Source organism: Amycolatopsis samaneae, from assembly GCF_039541975.1.
Lineage (GTDB): Bacteria > Actinomycetota > Actinomycetes > Mycobacteriales > Pseudonocardiaceae > Amycolatopsis > Amycolatopsis samaneae.
The window spans coordinates 93,383-108,593 of the sequence record NZ_BAABHG010000009.1 but is presented as its reverse complement, the minus strand read 5'-3'; the positions used below and the strand labels follow the sequence as shown (position 1 = coordinate 108,593).

The 15,211-nt window shown below is 71.7% G+C and carries 16 protein-coding genes and 1 pseudogene; 10 read left to right on the top strand and 7 right to left on the bottom strand.

Translation table 11 applies throughout. The annotated features are described in order from the left end of the window. Positions 1-62: 62 nt before the first annotated feature. Positions 63-1,139, top strand: coding sequence for a pyridoxal-phosphate dependent enzyme (locus ABD987_RS24110; RefSeq protein ID WP_345397851.1), 1,077 nt, complete (start codon positions 63-65; stop codon positions 1,137-1,139). 24 nt (positions 1,140-1,163) lie between these two features. Here ABD987_RS24110 and ABD987_RS24105 read toward each other — a convergent pair. After that, a pseudogene (locus tag ABD987_RS24105) lies at positions 1,164-1,769 on the bottom strand (DUF998 domain-containing protein); the annotation flags it as partial. A gap of 34 nt (positions 1,770-1,803) precedes the next feature. After that, entirely contained in the window at positions 1,804-2,613 is an 810-nt protein-coding gene (locus ABD987_RS24100; protein ID WP_345397848.1) for a hypothetical protein, read from the bottom strand. Positions 2,614-2,679: 66 nt separating this feature from the next. Between ABD987_RS24100 and ABD987_RS24095 the strand changes: the two genes are divergently transcribed. Further along, the gene (locus ABD987_RS24095; protein WP_007030823.1) at positions 2,680-2,889 is read left to right on the top strand and encodes a sigma factor-like helix-turn-helix DNA-binding protein; all 210 of its coding nucleotides are present in this window, start codon (positions 2,680-2,682) and stop codon (positions 2,887-2,889) included. Further along, positions 2,889-3,443, top strand: a complete 555-nt coding sequence (locus ABD987_RS24090) for a Clp protease N-terminal domain-containing protein (protein ID WP_345397843.1) — start codon at positions 2,889-2,891, stop codon at positions 3,441-3,443. The genes ABD987_RS24095 and ABD987_RS24090 overlap by 1 nt, the downstream gene beginning before the upstream one ends. Here ABD987_RS24090 and yczE read toward each other — a convergent pair. Next, positions 3,440-4,126: a membrane protein YczE gene (yczE, locus tag ABD987_RS24085; RefSeq protein WP_345397841.1), complete on the bottom strand. Its 687-nt coding sequence runs from the start codon at positions 4,124-4,126 to the stop codon at positions 3,440-3,442. The genes ABD987_RS24090 and yczE overlap by 4 nt on opposite strands. 62 nt (positions 4,127-4,188) lie before the next feature. Here yczE and yczR point away from each other — a divergent pair, with 62 nt between their 5' ends. Next, a complete protein-coding gene (gene yczR / locus ABD987_RS24080) occupies positions 4,189-5,649 on the top strand; it encodes a MocR-like transcription factor YczR (protein WP_345397838.1) in 1,461 nt (486 codons plus the stop codon). Between the two features lie 511 nt (positions 5,650-6,160). Here yczR and ABD987_RS24075 read toward each other — a convergent pair. After that, entirely contained in the window at positions 6,161-7,459 is a 1,299-nt protein-coding gene (locus tag ABD987_RS24075; RefSeq protein WP_345397835.1) for a hypothetical protein, read from the bottom strand. A 381-nt stretch (positions 7,460-7,840) separates the two neighbouring features. Between ABD987_RS24075 and ABD987_RS24070 the strand changes: the two genes are divergently transcribed. Continuing rightward, the gene (locus ABD987_RS24070) at positions 7,841-8,332 is read left to right on the top strand and encodes an RNA polymerase sigma factor (RefSeq protein WP_345397832.1); all 492 of its coding nucleotides are present in this window, start codon (positions 7,841-7,843) and stop codon (positions 8,330-8,332) included. Between the two features lie 33 nt (positions 8,333-8,365). Here ABD987_RS24070 and ABD987_RS24065 read toward each other — a convergent pair whose 3' ends face one another. Beyond that, a complete protein-coding gene (locus ABD987_RS24065; protein ID WP_345397829.1) occupies positions 8,366-9,532 on the bottom strand; it encodes a pyridoxal phosphate-dependent aminotransferase in 1,167 nt (388 codons plus the stop codon). A gap of 29 nt (positions 9,533-9,561) precedes the next feature. Between ABD987_RS24065 and ABD987_RS24060 the strand changes: the two genes are divergently transcribed. Further along, entirely contained in the window at positions 9,562-10,860 is a 1,299-nt protein-coding gene (locus ABD987_RS24060) for a DUF445 domain-containing protein (RefSeq protein ID WP_345397826.1), read from the top strand. Between the two features lie 824 nt (positions 10,861-11,684). Here the strand turns inward: ABD987_RS24060 and ABD987_RS24055 are convergent. Then, complete coding sequence (locus ABD987_RS24055) at positions 11,685-12,152, bottom strand: CGNR zinc finger domain-containing protein (RefSeq protein WP_345397823.1); 468 nt, start codon at positions 12,150-12,152, stop codon at positions 11,685-11,687. Between the two features lie 90 nt (positions 12,153-12,242). Between ABD987_RS24055 and ABD987_RS24050 the strand changes: the two genes are divergently transcribed. Genes ABD987_RS24050 through ABD987_RS24040 form a run of 3 tightly spaced genes read left to right on the top strand, consistent with a single transcriptional unit; the run spans position 12,243 to position 13,708 of the window. After that, positions 12,243-12,611 carry a VOC family protein gene (locus ABD987_RS24050; protein ID WP_345397820.1) on the top strand — a complete coding sequence of 123 codons (369 nt, stop codon included), beginning with the start codon at positions 12,243-12,245 and terminating at the stop codon, positions 12,609-12,611. A 44-nt stretch (positions 12,612-12,655) separates the two neighbouring features. Then, positions 12,656-13,051 carry a TFIIB-type zinc ribbon-containing protein gene (locus tag ABD987_RS24045; RefSeq protein ID WP_345397817.1) on the top strand — a complete coding sequence of 132 codons (396 nt, stop codon included), beginning with the start codon at positions 12,656-12,658 and terminating at the stop codon, positions 13,049-13,051. Next, the gene (locus ABD987_RS24040; RefSeq protein ID WP_345397814.1) at positions 13,052-13,708 is read left to right on the top strand and encodes an AAA family ATPase; all 657 of its coding nucleotides are present in this window, start codon (positions 13,052-13,054) and stop codon (positions 13,706-13,708) included. Here ABD987_RS24040 and ABD987_RS24035 read toward each other — a convergent pair. Next, on the bottom strand, positions 13,695-14,477 hold the full coding sequence (locus tag ABD987_RS24035) for an SDR family NAD(P)-dependent oxidoreductase (protein WP_345397811.1): 783 nt from the start codon (positions 14,475-14,477) through the stop codon (positions 13,695-13,697). The two genes, ABD987_RS24040 and ABD987_RS24035, sit on opposite strands and share 14 nt — an antisense overlap. A 124-nt stretch (positions 14,478-14,601) precedes the next feature. On the opposite strand from ABD987_RS24035, the gene ABD987_RS24030 reads away from it, so the two are divergent. Continuing rightward, positions 14,602-15,195: a TetR/AcrR family transcriptional regulator gene (locus tag ABD987_RS24030; RefSeq protein WP_345397808.1), complete on the top strand. Its 594-nt coding sequence runs from the start codon at positions 14,602-14,604 to the stop codon at positions 15,193-15,195. Positions 15,196-15,211: the final 16 nt, after the last annotated feature.

Sequence of the window (15,211 nt, the reverse complement as noted above, 5' to 3'; positions counted from 1 at the left end):
ATTGGGGCGCATGACGGCGTCGCTACCGTGAACGCGACGGACACCGAGATCGCGGAGGCGTGATGACGTTCGACCTGGACCGTTTCCCGGGCGCCGCGCTCGACGCCGTGCCCCGCGCGGACCTCGGTGGCCTGCCGACGCCGCTGGTCCCCGCCCCGCGTCTCGGCGCCGCCCTCGGCCTGCCGAGCCTGCTGCTCAAACGGGACGACGTGCACCCGCTCGGCGTGGGCGGCAACAAGCTTCGCAAGCTGGAGTTCCACCTCGGCGCCGCGCTCGCGGCGGGCGCCGACACGGTCGTCACGTTCGGCGCGCTGCAGACCAACCACGGTCGCCAGACCGCCGCGGCCTGCGCGAAACTCGGGCTGCGCTGCGAACTCGTCCTCACCGCGAAGGTCCCGCGTTCGGGCGAGGCCTACGAACGCTCCGGGAACCTCGCGCTGGACCGCCTCTTCGGCGCCAGGGTGCACCGCTGCGCCGACGGCGAGGAGACCGGCCGTGTCTACGACCGGCTGATCGCCGAAGCCGCCGACGAGGGACGCGTGGTCGCGACGGTCCCGGTCGGCGGTTCCGACGCGCTCGGCACCCTCGGCTACGTCGCGGCGGCCAGGGAGCTGGCCGGTCAGCTCGCCGACCTCGGGATCGAGCGCGCCCGCGTCGTCACCCCGCACGCCAGCGGCGCCACGGCGGCCGGGGTCGCGCTGGGCGGCGCGCTGCTCGGCGGCCTCGACGCCGACGTCGCCTGTGTCAGCCATCCGCTCGACGAAGCCGCCGAGAACCTGGCCCAGCTGGTCGCCGGGGGCGCCGCGCTCCTGGACGTCGCGCCGCCCGCGCTCGACCACGTGTGGATGAGCGACACCACGATCGGCCCCGGCTACGGCGTCCCGACCGACGAGACGTGGGCCGCACTACGGCTTTTCGGCCGGACCGAGGGCGTCGTGCTGGACCCGGTCTACACCGGCAAGGTGGGCGCCGCGCTGGTCGAATGGGCGGCGCGGGGCCGGTTCGACCGCACGGACCACGTCGTGTTCCTGCACACCGGCGGCCTGCCCGGCCTGTACGGCTACGCGCCCGAATTCGCCGCCGCGGTCGAGGCCGGTGGCGACCTCGCGGACCTCGGCGGCGCGGGCGACCCGCAGTAGGCCCCACAGCAGGAAGACGTCGGTCACGAGCAGCAGCTTCTGCGTGATCCCGATCGGCAGGCTGTTGGCCAGCACGTGGAAGACCCCGTGGTAGGCCTCGTCCAGGCGCACGAGGACGAAGCTGAGCCCGAACAGGCCGAAGCCGGCGGCGGTCACCCACAGCCTGCGGACGATCAGCGCCCGCTCCGGGTGCCCGCGCAGCGTGTCCAGCATCGAGTAGACCGCGCCCGGCAGACTGAGGAACGCGACGAGGCACGAGTAGAGGTGGATCTCGCCGCTGACCGGGTCGGGGAAGGCCGGGTAGCTCGCCGGGAAGGCCGCGGCCGTGGCCAGGCCGAGCGCCCAGAGCACCAGCAGCAGCCGGGTCGTCCTGGACAGCCGGATCCCGGCGGTGTGCAGCGCGCCGAGCGTCGCCAGCGATCCGATGGCCAGCGACAGCACGCTCGCCGCGAGCATGCCGGTCCCCCGGTCGGTGTAGGCGTAACTGGACAGCGTGTCGTAGACGGGGCTGTGCGAGCTGATCACGTGCAGTGTCGTGATGGTGAACAGACTCCAGCCGATCCCCGCGAGTGCGACGAGGCGCCACGGTCTCGACCGCGGCGCCTCACCCCTCTCCTCCTGAATCCCCATGTGTCCAGGGTGCTTGTTCGCCGCGCCTCCGTGATCAGGGAAGACCCTGAATTCCCCCGGAAGCTTGCGCACAGGCGGTGAAGTCCACCACAACGAAGGCCTGGTCGTCGTGCCGTTTCGCGCGGGGCCAGCGCACGCGGTCCGGATCCTGCTTCTCGGCGGTGCGGACGGCGTCGAGCACCGCGTCCGGACCGCCTTCGCGGGCCAGGCGCAGCGCCTCGGGCCAGTCGAACAGGTGATATTCGTCGACGCCGATCGAGACCCCGTCGGTGGCCAGCAGCGCGACGTCCACCGCGTCCCTCGGCCACGTGCGCCGCACCGCCTTCGCGGCGGCGCCGGGGTCCGCCTCGGCGACCCAGAAGCCGTCCTCGGCGTTGCGCCTGCGCCGGACGTCCGCGCCGGTCTGGAGCTTGCCGTCGTCTCGTAGCGTGACGAGCCGGTCGTCCGACACCACGTCCAGCGCGTCGCCGCCGAAGCGGCCGAAGGCGATGACCGGACTGTCGGCGAGGACGAGCGCTTCGACGAGTCCGGGTTGCCAGCGCAGCATCGCGACCGTGCTCGACGGCGCGTGCCCCGGGCGCAGCCCGTGCGCCGCGGCGACGTCGGCGATCGAGGCGGCGAGCACGTCCGCCAGGTCCGCGTCCGGCTCGGCGCGCAGGCCGTCGGCGAGCCGGGCGGCGAGCAGTCCGGCGTACCAGCCGCCGGGTGGCAGGTCGGGGTGCGGCGAGGTGGCGCCGTCCAGCAGCAGAACCGCGTTGTCCAGCACTACGACGTGGTCTTCGGTGGGGCGGTCGGCGCCGTCCGTGCCGACTCCGGCCCGTTCGGCGATCGCGATGTCGGGCATCCCGCGACTGTAGTACGACGTCAACCAAGGTTGACATGCTCGGCGATGTCAACGTAAGTTGACATCATGACTGAGGCAACGGACCTGGCCGCGCGAGCGGGCGATCGCGATCCCCGGGTGGGGCTGCGCGCCGTCGCCGCGCTCCGGCGGCTGCTGGAGCAACTGGAGGCCGTGCAGGTCCGCAGTGCGCGGGTGCACGGCTGGTCGTGGCAGGAGATCGCCGCCGAGCTGGGGGTCAGCAGGCAGGCGGTCCACAAGAAGCACGGGAGGCACTGATGTTCGAACGGTTCACGCCCGACGCGCGCTTCGCCGTCGTCGACGCGCAGCGTCTCGCGCTCGAGATGGGGTCACTGGAAATCGAGCCGCTCCATCTGCTGGCCGAACTGGTCCGCAGTGGCGACAGCGACACCTCCCGGTTGCTCGCCCGGCTCGGCGTGTCGCGGGACGACATCGCCGGGGAGCTCGACCGGTTCCGTCGTCGCGGCGGGATCACCGACACCGACGCCGAGGCGCTCACGGAGCTGGGCATCGACGTCGAGCAGATCGTCGAGCGGATCGAGCAGGCCCACGGTCCCGGCGCACTGGCCGGGCCGGGCCAGGGGCGGGCCCGCCGGGGCAAGCGGTCGCACCTCCCGTTCGCGACCGCGACGAAGAAGGTGATCGAAGGAAGTATCCGGCAGGCGATGGAGAACGGGGACAAGGTCCTCGGGCAGGATCACCTCCTGCTCGCGCTGGCGGCGCAGCAGGGGGTCGCCGCCGACCTGCTCGCCCGGCACGGCGCCGACTACCTGACGCTGCGCCGGGCGATGCGGGAACGCGAGGCGGGCTAGTGTGCGCCGTCTGGGCACCGTCGGTCCGGTTCCTGCTCTGGCAGGTCCTTCGCGCGGGCGGCCGCGGGGGTGCGCCAGGTCACCAGTGGCAGCAGGGCCTGGGTGAGCGGGCCGATCGCCAGCGCGTAACACACCGTGCCGATCCAGGCCGACCCGCCGAGCAGCCAGCCCGTGGCGAGCACGGTCACCTCGATCCCGGTGCGCACCAGCCGGACCGACCAGCCGGTGCGTGCCGCGAGACCGGTCATCAGCCCGTCCCGGGGGCCGGGGCCGAGGCGGGTGCCGACGTAGACCGCGGTCGCGACGCCGTTGAGCACGATGCCGCTCGCCAGCAGGGTGATCTGCCAGCCGAGGGCGTGCTGGTCCGGTAACACGGCACGGACCAGGTCGACGACGATGGAGATGACCACGATGTTGGCGACGGTCCCGATGCCGGGACGCTGTCGCAGCGGGATCCACAGTGCGAGCACGACGACGGAGACGAGGGCGGTGAGCGTGCCGAAACTCAGCCCGGTGAGCTTGTTGAGCCCGTCGCTGAGCACGTCCCATGGCGCGAGACCGAGGTGCGCCCTGGTCATCATCGCCATGCTCGCGCCGTAGAGGGCGACTCCGGCGAGCAGTTGCGCGCCGCGCCGGACGGGGGCGTGGGTGACGCGGATGGTGCGGAGATCGAGTTGAGCCACGGTGCCACTATCCGGCGTAAGTGGCATTGAAGACCAGATCCAATCCGGCATAATTGGTCTTTATGGAGTCACGTGTCCCGCTAGGTGGACGGATATCCGGCGTTCGATTGGCTGTCCTATTGGGCTCTTGGCGGCGTACCGGCTCGCGGCACGGGGCCGCCGACCTCGCGGCCGCCATCGAGTTGCAGGTTCTGGACGGCCAGCTCCCGCTCGGTACCCGGCTGCCGGCCGAGCGGGAGCTCGCCGAGGCGTTGGGGGCCAGCCGGACGCTGATCGGCGCGGCGCTCGACCGGCTCCGGGAGGGTGGCATCGTGGCCAGCCGCCGGGGCGCCGGTTCCTGGGTCTCGGCGCCGGGGAAGGTGCGCGGTGGTGCGCTGCGGCCCGTCGGCGGCGGTGACCTGATCGACCTCGCGCACGCGGCACCCGCCGCGCTGCCCGGCATGTCCGGGGTGCTCGACATCGCCCGCCGGGCGCTCTGCGAGCACCTCGGTGAGCACGGCTACTACCAGCGGGGGCTGCTGGCGCTGCGGGAACGCATCGCGCAGCGCTACACCGACCGCGGGCTGTCCACCTCGGCGTCGCAGGTGATGGTCACCAACGGCGCGCATCACGCGTTCGTGCTGGTCCTGCGCATGCTCACCGGGCCGGGGGACCGGGTACTGGTCGAGCAGCCGACCTACCCGAACGCGCTGGAAGCCATCCGGTCCGCGCACGCCATCCCGGTGCCGGTCGCGCTGGACCCGGCGGGCGCGCGGGGCTGGGACATCGCCGGGATCGACGCCGCGGTGCGCCAGGCGGCACCCCGGCTGGCCTATCTCGTGGTCGACTTCCACAACCCGACCGGCCTGCGGCTGGACGCGGAGGGCCGGGAGCGGCTGGGCGCGGTGCTGACCAGGGCCAGGACACCGGTGGTCGTCGACGAAACCCTGGTCGAGCTGGACTACGAGGGGGATCCGCTGGACGGCCCGCCGCCGCTGGCCGCTTCGGCGGGGGATCTGGCGATCACCGTCGGCTCGGCGTCGAAGTCGCACTGGGGCGGGCTGCGGCTGGGCTGGATCCGGGCGTCGGAGGAGATGCTCGGCAGGCTGGTCGCCTCGCGGTTCGCGGTGGATCTCGGTTCACCGGTGTTCGAACAGGTCGCGCTGGCGGAACTGCTCACCGAGGACGGCTTCGCCAGGCTGGCCGAGCGCCGCGCGGAGCTGGCCGAACGCCGGGACCGGGTGATCGAGGCGCTGAGCTGGTACTGCCCGGACTGGACGTGCGCGCGACCACCGGGCGGCCTGTCGCTGTGGTGCCGCCTGCCGGAAGCGATGAGCACGCGTCTCGCGGTGGCCGCTTCCGGGCACGGTGTGCAGGTGGCGCCCGCGTCGCGGTTCGGGGTGCACGGCGGGCTGGAACGCTGGCTGCGGCTGCCGTTCGCGCAGCCGCCGGACCGGCTCTACGAGGCCGTCCGCAGGCTCAGCGCGGCTTCCGCGTCGGTCCGCGGCACCGCCCCCGTCGGGGCCGAGGTCCCCATCGCCTGAACGGCGCGTTCCCTGCCGTGGACACAGAACAGCCGGTGCGCTGGATGGGGTCCGGTCCGGCCGCTCCAGGGAGGGCGGCGTCGATGGGCATCCAGCGCACCGGCTGTTCTTTCCCGCTTCGGTGTCAGCCGGCGCGGGTACCGCGGCGGCTTCCCGGCACAGCCCCTCGACGTGCCGGGAAGCGCGCCGGCGGTTCGGATGCGCTCCGGGCCTTGACGGTTCCCGTTCGGCGCGGTGAACGGGAACCTCCGGAGCCACACCCGGTGTGGGTCCCGGCGCCGCGGGGGCAGCGCGGCGCCGGGACCAGGACCCGATCCAGCCGGGCGCGGTCGGCCGGTCGGGAAGCTGATGGGTCAAGCGCCCCTTGTCGCTGGGCGAGGGGACAGAGCAAAAGGTGAAGGAATCACGGATAATGCGCTGTATCAGGGGATACGCCACGGAAAAACGTGACCGACGCCCATGAGTTGATCTTGTTTTGGGCGTTCTTCTCCCCGGCGACCCGGTTCGGCGGTCAGTCGGGGGACGTCGCGGGAAGGGCGGCTTCCCGGCCCGCGCCGTCGGCCGCGTGATCGCGGCTGACGCCGATCAGCCGGAGCTGTGTGACAGTCGCCTCGTGGGGGTGCACGGCCAGCGGCTGACGGGCGCCGGAGTTGTCGTGGCTGGTGCTGACACCGGCCGAGGGCGCGAGCACCGGGGCGTTCGGCGTGCCGGGCAGCCCGCCGCCACCTCCGCCACCGCCGTCGGTTCTGGCGTGGGTGCCATGGTCACGTGGCCGGTCCGGCGCGGCCGGAGCGGTTTCCGGGGTGGCCGGATGCCACTCGGACGCCTGCGGCGCCGGGGTGAGCGGCGCCGGGTGCTTCGACGGGACGGCCGCCGGGGTCGCCGACGACACCGGGGCGGGCGCGGGTACGGGCTGCGGGGCGAGCGGAAGCGGCACCCCGGGAACGGTGAGCCGGAGGTCCGGCTTGATGGCGACGACCTCGCCGCTGCCGGACGTCCCGCCCCCGGAGAACACCGGGTCGAGGATGTCACCGAGCGGCGGCCGGGCGATCGGGCCGGACGGGCAGGACGGCGGCATGAGCGCCGGCGGTGCGAGCACCGCGCCGGTGGTTCCGGTGAGCGTGCCGACCACGCCGCCCAGCGTGTCGCGGACGATGCCGACCAGGCCACCGACGAGCCCGCCGAGCAGGCCGGGCCCCTGTCGCGACTGGACACTCGGGGTGTCCTCGGGCTCGGAGCCGTCCGCTTCCGGCGCCGCGGCCGCCGGGTCTTCCCGCACGGCCGGACCCGGTGCGCCGGGTTCCGGCTCGGTCACCCGCGGTGAGTGGGAAGCCGGTGTCGTCGTCGGCGGCGCCGTCGCGACCGGTACCGGTGTCGTGGGCGCGGCGGGAGGCGGTGGAACGGGTGCCTCGACGCTGTTCCGCTGCGCGGTCACCGTCGCGTGGGAACTCACGCTCCTGGTCGTGTCCGACTTCCCGGAACCGCTTTCTTGGCGCGGAGAGTCCGTTGTGGACGGAGAGGAGCGGTGCTCGCCGTGGGCCCGCTTCGCCGCCGGGTGGGCGGCCGTGACCGTGGCGTCACCGGAGGGGGCCGGGAGCTCGTCGGCGGAGGCGGTGGAGTGCGAGAGCGCCGCGCCGAGCAGCCAGCCCGCCACGGTGAGGCCACCGGCGAGCAGGATCCGCGCGGCGGGGCGAGGCAGCGGGGCCGCCCACGGGCGGGGCCCGTGCACGCGGGAGGCGGGTGCCGGGGGTGTCGGGTGCGCCGGTGCGAGCGCGCCAGCGCGGCGAGGAACTTCCGCCATGCCGGTCATCGCCACCACCACCGTCCGCGCCTGAAGCTCAAGCGGTACACCGCTCAAGGCTGATCTTGCTGGGGTCTCTTCCGGCCAGGTCGCAGTTCCCCCGGTGCTTGCCCTCTTTCTAGCACCGCTGGCGAGTCTTTCATCTCTTCGGCGTTGTATCCACCCCGTAAGGCGGAACGGGCGTACCGGTATCAGTGGCCGGTTGTCCGAAGTTGATCACTCTCAGTGTGAATTTCACCGGGTCGGGGCGGCCGTCCGGGCGGCTGAGGAAAAGTACTCAAATGCCGGTTGACCTGATGTTTCCCGGATCCGTGCTGCGGAGCGTGCCGTCGAAGTCGCGTTCGGTGTTCAAGTCCGGCGGTTCGCCGGGCAAGGCGGAAGGGACCGGCCGTGTGGTGGGACGAGGAATGGGACGACGCGGTGCGCAGACTTTTCCCCGCCGTGGTCCGGCGGCTGGTGGCGTGGCGGCTGACCGAGGCCGACGCGCAGGACGCGTGCCAGGAGGCGTGGCTCGTCCTGCTCCGGAATCCGTGCGCGCTGCGTGATCGCGATCGGCTGGAGGCGTGGCTGTGCACCATCGCGCGGCGCCGGGCGGCCCGCATGATCGCCAGGCGGGCGCGGGGAGACGGGGTGGTGCCACGCTCTCCGGAGCCTTCGCCCGAAGCGCGGGTCGTGCTCGCGGAACGTGATCAGCGGCTGTGGAGCGTGGTCGGCGACCTGCCCGACCGGTACCGGCGGCTGCTGTACCTGCTGGCGCACCGGCCGGAGCTGTCGATCGCCCAGGTCGCCGCCGAACTGGGCGTCAGCCCGGCGAGCGTCGCCACGCTGAGGCGCCGGTGCTGCGCACGGGTCCGGCGGCGACTGCGGGCCGAGGGCTTCTGACGGACAGTGATCGGACGAGTCCGCCGGTCGGCGTCAGCCCAGTTTCCGTAACCGGGTGATGGCCTCGTCGATGACCTCGTTGCGCTTGCAGAACGCGAAACGCAGCAGGTGTTTCCACTCTTCCGGGTGATCTGTGAACACCTTGACCGGGACGGCCGCGACCCCGGCCCGCCCGGGCAGTTCCCAGGCCAGCTCCGCCGCGTCGGTGAACCCGAGCGGCCGGACGTCGACGCAGACGAAGTACGTCCCCGCGGTCCGGCGCACCGCGAACCCGGCGTCGGCGAGACCCGCGGCCAGCCGGTCGCGTTTCTCTTGGAGGCTGTCGCGGAGGCCGTCCACCCAGGTCAGCTCGTGGTCCAGCGCGTGCGCGACGGCCGGTTGCAGCGGGCCACCGGACACGAACGTGATGAACTGCTTCGCGGCTTTCACCGCCGCGACCAGCTCGGGGGTGGCGCAGACCCAGCCGATCTTCCAGCCGGTGCAGTTGAACGTCTTGCCCGCGCTCGAGATGCTCACCGTCCTCGACCGCATGCCAGGCAGGGTGACCAGCGGGATGTGCTCGGTGTCGTCGAAGACCAGGTGCTCGTACACCTCGTCGGTGATCGCGATCAGGTCGTGCTCGACACACAGCGCCGCCACCGCCGCCAGCTCCGCGCGGGTGAACACGGTGCCGGTCGGGTTGTGCGGCGAGTTGACCAGGATCGCGCGAGTGCGGGGGGTGACCGCGGCGCGCAGCGCGTCGGCGTCGAGACCGAAGCGGCCGTCGGGGCCTTCGGCGAGCCCGACGACCCGCCGCTCGGCGCCGGCCAGCGCGACCGCGGCCGCGTACGAGTCGTAGTAGGGCTCGATGACGATCACCTCGTCGCCGGGCTGGGTGAGCGCGAGGAGTGTCGCGGCGATGGCCTCGGTGGCGCCGGCCGTGACGAGGATCTCGGTGTCCGGGTCGTACTCGGTGCCGTACCGCGACCGGTGCCGCGCGATGGCCGCGCGCAGCTCGGGCCTGCCGGGGCCGGGCGGGTACTGGTTGGCGCCGCCGTACAGGGCGTCCCTGGCCGCGTCGAGCATGGCGGCGGGGCCGTCGGTGTCGGGGAAGCCCTGGCCGAGGTTGATCGCCTCGTGCTTGACGGCCAGCGCCGTCATCTCGGCGAAGATGGTCGAGGTGAACGGCTGGAGCCGGGGGACGAGAACAGGTTCGCGCACGAAGAGCCATCCTCACGGACAATGGCGTCGTGGAGCAACTGATTCCCGCGAAGGCGACCCCGGCCGATCCGCCCGGCGGCGCCGCGGGCGAGGCGGAGAAGCGGCGTGGCCTGCGCAAGATGAAGCGGGTCGCGCTTTCCTTCCTGCTCGGCGCGACCGTGATCTTCCTGCTGACCAGCTGGGCCGAGGCCGCGGGCTGGCCTGCCTGGGTCGGCTACGTGCGGGCCGCGGCCGAGGCGGGCATGGTCGGCGCGCTGGCAGACTGGTTCGCCGTGACGGCGCTGTTCCGCCATCCGCTGCGGCTGAAGATCCCGCACACCGCGATCATCCCGAACAAGAAGGACGCGCTCGGGTCGAGCCTCGGCGACTTCGTGTCCACGAACTTCCTCTCCGAGGAGGTCATCCGCGACAAGCTGCGCCGGGTGGAGCTGTCGAAGCGGCTCGGCGCCTGGCTCGCGCAGCCGGAGAACGCCGAACGGGTCACCGCGGAGCTGGCGACGGCGGTGCGTGGCGCGGTGAAGGTGCTCCGCGACGAGGACGTCCAGGCGGTCATGGAACAGGCCGTGGTCAAGCGGGTCATGGCGAAGCCGTGGGGGCCGCCGATCGGGCAGATCCTGGCCGGGGTGTTCGCCGACGGCGCGCACCACAAGCTCGTGGACCTGATGTGCGACCGCGCCTACGAATGGGTCCGCGACAACCACACGTCGATGCTGCGCGTGGTGTCCGACCGGGCGCCGAGCTGGTCGCCGAAGTTCGTCGACGAGATGCTCGCGGACAAGGTCTACGGCGAGGTGCTCTCGTTCGCGTGGGCGGTGAAGACCGACGTCAACCACCCGATGCGGCTGACGCTGGACAAGTTCCTCGGCGAGTTCGCGCAGGATCTGCAGACCGACCCGGACACCATGGCCAGGGCCGAACAGGTCAAGTCGCAGGTGCTGGAGCACCAAGAGGTCCAGAAGCTGATCGGCACCGCGTGGTCCTCGACGAAGGAGATGCTGCTCAACGCCGCCGAGGACCCGTCGAGCGAACTGCGGCGGCGAGTGCGCGAAGGACTTCGCTCGCTGGGCGAGCGGCTGGTCACGGACGATCAGCTGCGGTCCAAAGTGGACGATTGGGTGGAGGGTGCCGCGGCGTACCTGGTGCGCAACTACGCCAAGGAGATCACCACGATCATCACCGACACCGTGGAACGCTGGGACGCGGAGGAAACCTCGCGCAAGATCGAACTCCAGGTAGGACGGGACCTGCAGTTCATCCGCATCAACGGCACCGTGGTGGGCGCACTGGCCGGGCTCGTCATCTACACGGTGGCACAGCTGATCTTCTGACCCCGCGCCATTTCCGGCACGCTCCGGGCACGGGCGCTCCCCGCGCCACGACCCGCCTCCGAGCCCCGGCTCAGCTCGTGGATCCCGCTCCCGGCAACGGACCCTCCCCCACCCTTCCCTGGGGGACGGCCCTGCAACAGTCTATCGCTCCGGTCCGACGAAACCCGGGCGAAAGCCGTCGGCGGCCCGAGTTGTCCACAACGGGGGGCGGGCTGTGGAAAGTTCGGCGTGGCAAGGGAAAACGTGCTGTGAAGGGGGCCTTACCGGCACTGAGCGCTGTGAAGGAGTCCTTCACGGCCTTACGAGCTGGTGGCCGTGGTGACTAGAAGTGCTGAAGGACGCCTTCAGTGCACTGGGCGCACTGAAGGCGTCCTTCAGAGCGGCCAACGCACTGAAGGCGTCCTTCATGATTCTGGAGGCCGCGAACTCGCCGCGGCTGGGGCAGCCGCCGATCCGCACGGGTGGCGGGCTGACTAAGCGTCGTGCTCGGCTTCGAGTCGCGGAAGCGTCCAGGCCGCCGAGCAACCGGGTCGTCGAAATGCCGAGCCGCAGCGCCGAGCAGCGCGTAGCGGCCGGTCGCCCGGCTGTCGTAGCGCTTGTCCCCAAAGCAGTATCCGACCCCGCGAACGGCGGCCGCGGACGCTATACCACACTTCTGGGACCTCGAAACCAGTTGTCCACAGGAAGCTGAGTTATCCCCCGGGTTATCCACAGTTTTTCACGGTGATGGAGTAGTGGGTGTCCACAACGTGTGGGGGTGTGGATAGTCGGCGTGCCGATATGTGGGGGCAGTGGAGGGAGTTGTCCACAGTCGCCCGATGGGGTCAGGTGTGGACTTCCGCCGCCCGGGCCCGCCACGAGCGGGCCTTCTCGCGGTTGCCGCAGACCCGCATCGAGCACCACTGGCGCGAACGGTTGCGCGATTCGTCGTAGAAGGCCCACAGGCAGTCGTCCGCGGGGCAGATCTTCAGCCGGATCCAGTCGCCTCGCACCGCCAGGCGCGCCGAGGCCGCGAGCACCGCGCCGACGGCGTCACCCGCGACCAGCACCGGGCCCTCGTCGGTCAGCGAGATCTGGGCGGCGACGTCGAGGGCGCCGCCCGGTAGCCGGGGATCCCCGACCGCGGCACGCAGTTTGTCGCGCGCGGCGCGGGCCGCGGTCACCGGATTCGGGGAGACGCCGTGGTCGGCGGCCCAGTGGCGCCAGCGTTCGGGATCGTCGAGCAGGTCGTCGCCATGTTCGACGTTGACGGTGTTGAGAAAGGCCACCACCAGGGAAGCGTCGGTGTGCACCCGCTCAGTGTACGGGCGGTACTGGTTGCGACCTGCCCGCCTAACCACCATACTTCAAACATCGGTTACAGCTGACGAAAGGGGAGACGGATGGGTGCGGTGCCGACGTTCGGGGCAGTGGCGCTGGATTGCCCGGATCCGGCCGCGCTGGCCGGGTTCTACCGCGAACTGCTGGGCTGGGAAGCCGCCGAGGTCAAGCACGACGGCCAGTGGGCGACGCTGACCAATCCCCAGGGTGGCGCGCGGCTGTCGTTCCAACGTGTCGAGGGGTTCCGGGCACCGGCCTGGCCCTCGCAGGACAGTCCCCAGCAGGCGCACCTCGATCTCGACGTCACCGACATGGAGGCCGCGCACGAACGGGTGCTGAAGATCGGCGCGAAACTGCTGGACGACTCGCCGCGGACGTTCCGCGTGTACGCCGACCCCGTGGGGCACCCGTTCTGCCTGTGCGCTTGCTGATCGGCGCGCGTCCGCGCACGCGTGGCTGACGCGCCGGGCGAAAGATGCGTACGCTGCTCTATGTGATTTGTCCGAAGTGTCAGAATCAGATGCGGACCGTCGACAAGAACGGTGTGCACATCGACCAGTGCGACGGCTGCCGCGGCATCTTTCTCGACCGCGGGGAGCTGGAAGCGATCATCGGCGCGGAGAGCACCTACTACAACCAGGCGCCGCCGCCGTACCAGTCCGGCCCGCCGCGGACCGCGCACTACGGCAGGCCGGATTCGCCCAAGCCGTACCGAGGTCACTACGGGGATTCGCCCAAGCCGTATCGCGGCGGTCACGCCGATTCGCCGAAGCCGTACCGGCACGGCGGTCACGGTGGCCACGCCGACTCGCCGCGGCCGTACGGGCACGGGCACCGCAAGCGCAGTTTCCTCGAGAACCTTTTCGACTAGGTGGTTCTCGACCTCAGGATCTGCCCGGCCTGCGGGGACCGCGCCGAACGCCCGATCGTCGAGGGCGAAACGCTCACCTGTGCCCGTTGCGGGCACAGGTGGCCGTTTCGCAGGCTTCCGCTGTTCGCGCTGACCGGCCCGAGCGGCGCGGGGAAATCGACCGTCGGCCCCGAGCTGGCGCGGCGGCTCGCGCCCGACGTCGTCGTGCTGGAACAGGACGTGCTGTGGACCGGCGCGCTGCGGGGTGACGTCCCGTCGTTCCGCGCGGCCTGGCTGCGGATGGCCGCGATGCTGCACCAGAACGGACGCCCGGTCGTGTTGTGCGGCACCGTCGCGCCGCCGGAGCTGGAACCGCTGCCGGAACGCGCCTTCTTCGACGACGTCCACTACCTCGCGCTGGTCGCCGACGACGAGGTCCTGCGTCGCAGGCTGCGTGCCCGGCCGGAATGGCGCGAGTGGGACGAGCCGCGCATCGAGGAGATGCTGGAGTTCACCGGCTGGCTCCGCGACAACGCCAAGGCGCTCGACGTCGAGTTGTTCGACACCACCGACGTTCCGCTCGACGCCGCCGTCACCCACGCCGAGTCATGGGTGCGGCGTCTCCTGGCGGATCGGGCGCGAGGCGTGCACACGCCCGCGCTCCTCAGGCGGTCTTGATCGCGCCGCCATCGATGACGTGGTCCGCTCCGGTGAAGCTGCCCGCCAGCGGTGAAGCCAGGTAGCTGACGAGGGTGGCGACTTCGGCGGATTCCACGAAACGGCCGGTGGTGACGCCCATGCTGGTCGGCAGGTGTGCCAGTAGCTGTGCGTGCGGCACGCCCATTGAGCGCGCGAGGTCCGCGCCGTAGCCGTCCGGGGACTCCCACAGGGAGGTGCGCACCGGGCCCGGCGAAACGGTGTTCACCCGGACGCCCAGCGGGCTGACCTCCTCGGTGAGCGCCTTGCCGAACGCGGTCAAGGCCGCCTTCGCCGTGGTGTAGGGCATCGGGCCGGCGTGGGGCATCCGGGCGCCGTTGGACGAGATGTTCACGACGGTCCCCTTCGTGCGCAGCAGGCTGGGCAGCGCGGCGCGAGTGGCGCGGACCGCGCTGAAGAAGTTCAGCTCGAACGTCCGGTGCCACTGTTCGTCGTCGAAGGTGGCGAAACCGCCGGTCTGACCGCCGTCGCCGCCACCGACGTTGTTGACCAGCAGGTCGATTTCCCCCAGCTCGGTCAGGGCCCGCTCGACGAGCCGGGCGGGCCCCTCGGCGCCGGAGAGATCGCCGGGTACCGCGATCGCGCCGGACGCGGCCAGCTCCGGCGTGGTCGTGCGCGAGCCCGCGACCACGCGCATGCCCTCGCCGAGCAGCGCGGTGACGACGGCCAGGCCGATGCCCCGGCTGGCGCCGGTCACCAGTGCGGTTTTGCCGGTCAGCTGCAAATCCATGACTTACGCCTCTCGAAGTGTGTCAACAGAGATTCGATTGAACGCCTAGTTGCGACAGTAGTGTTGCAACTAGGCGGACGCAAGGGACTCTCTTGTAGTGTTTTGCGCGAGCGAGGAGGTAGCGGTGACACAGCAGGAGCAGGCGCCGTCGGCCCGGCGCCCGCGCCGGGCCGACGCCGAGCGCACCGTGCGGACGATTCTCGAAGCGGCCGAGCGGGTGCTGAGCGCCGATCCCGCCGCGTCCATGGAGCAGATCGCCGCGGCGGCCGGGGTGGCCAGGACCACCGTCCACCGGCGGTTCGCCACGCGCGACGCGTTGATCGACGAGCTGACCGGGTGGGCGGCCCAGCGGTTCGGTGACGCCGTGGACCGGGCCCGGCCGGAGACCGCGCCGCCCCTCGTCGCGCTGTACCAGGTGACCGCGAACGTGCTGGAGGTCAAGATCGGCTGGGGATTCGCGATGGACCGTGCCTTCTCGGGTGATCCGCAGGTGGCCGAGGTGCACACCGGGGTGCGCGAGCGGTGTGACCGGCTCTTCGTCAGGGCACGCGACGCCGGGGTGATCCGGGCCGACGCCGATCTGGACTGGGCCCGCCGCGTCTACTACGCGCTCATCCACGAAGCGACCTTGCGGCCCGAGCCCGCGGACACCGACGCGCTCGCCACGCTCGTGGTCGACACCCTGCTCCGGGGCATCGGCGCCGGCGGCGGGCTCTGACCGCGGAACCCGCGAG

What these genes read in the sequence shown, in the direction of transcription:
- ABD987_RS24110 (WP_345397851.1), top strand. Translation starts at nt 63, where the DNA reads ATGACGTTCGACCTGGACCGTTTCCCGGGCGCCGCGCTCGACGCCGTG.
- ABD987_RS24100 (WP_345397848.1), bottom strand. Translation starts at nt 2,613, where the DNA reads ATGCCCGACATCGCGATCGCCGAACGGGCCGGAGTCGGCACGGACGGC.
- ABD987_RS24095 (WP_007030823.1), top strand. Translation starts at nt 2,680, where the DNA reads ATGACTGAGGCAACGGACCTGGCCGCGCGAGCGGGCGATCGCGATCCC.
- ABD987_RS24090 (WP_345397843.1), top strand. Translation starts at nt 2,889, where the DNA reads ATGTTCGAACGGTTCACGCCCGACGCGCGCTTCGCCGTCGTCGACGCG.
- yczR (WP_345397838.1), top strand. Translation starts at nt 4,189, where the DNA reads ATGGAGTCACGTGTCCCGCTAGGTGGACGGATATCCGGCGTTCGATTG.
- ABD987_RS24075 (WP_345397835.1), bottom strand. Translation starts at nt 7,459, where the DNA reads ATGACCGGCATGGCGGAAGTTCCTCGCCGCGCTGGCGCGCTCGCACCG.
- ABD987_RS24050 (WP_345397820.1), top strand. Translation starts at nt 12,243, where the DNA reads ATGGGTGCGGTGCCGACGTTCGGGGCAGTGGCGCTGGATTGCCCGGAT.
- ABD987_RS24045 (WP_345397817.1), top strand. Translation starts at nt 12,656, where the DNA reads ATGCGTACGCTGCTCTATGTGATTTGTCCGAAGTGTCAGAATCAGATG.
- ABD987_RS24035 (WP_345397811.1), bottom strand. Translation starts at nt 14,477, where the DNA reads ATGGATTTGCAGCTGACCGGCAAAACCGCACTGGTGACCGGCGCCAGC.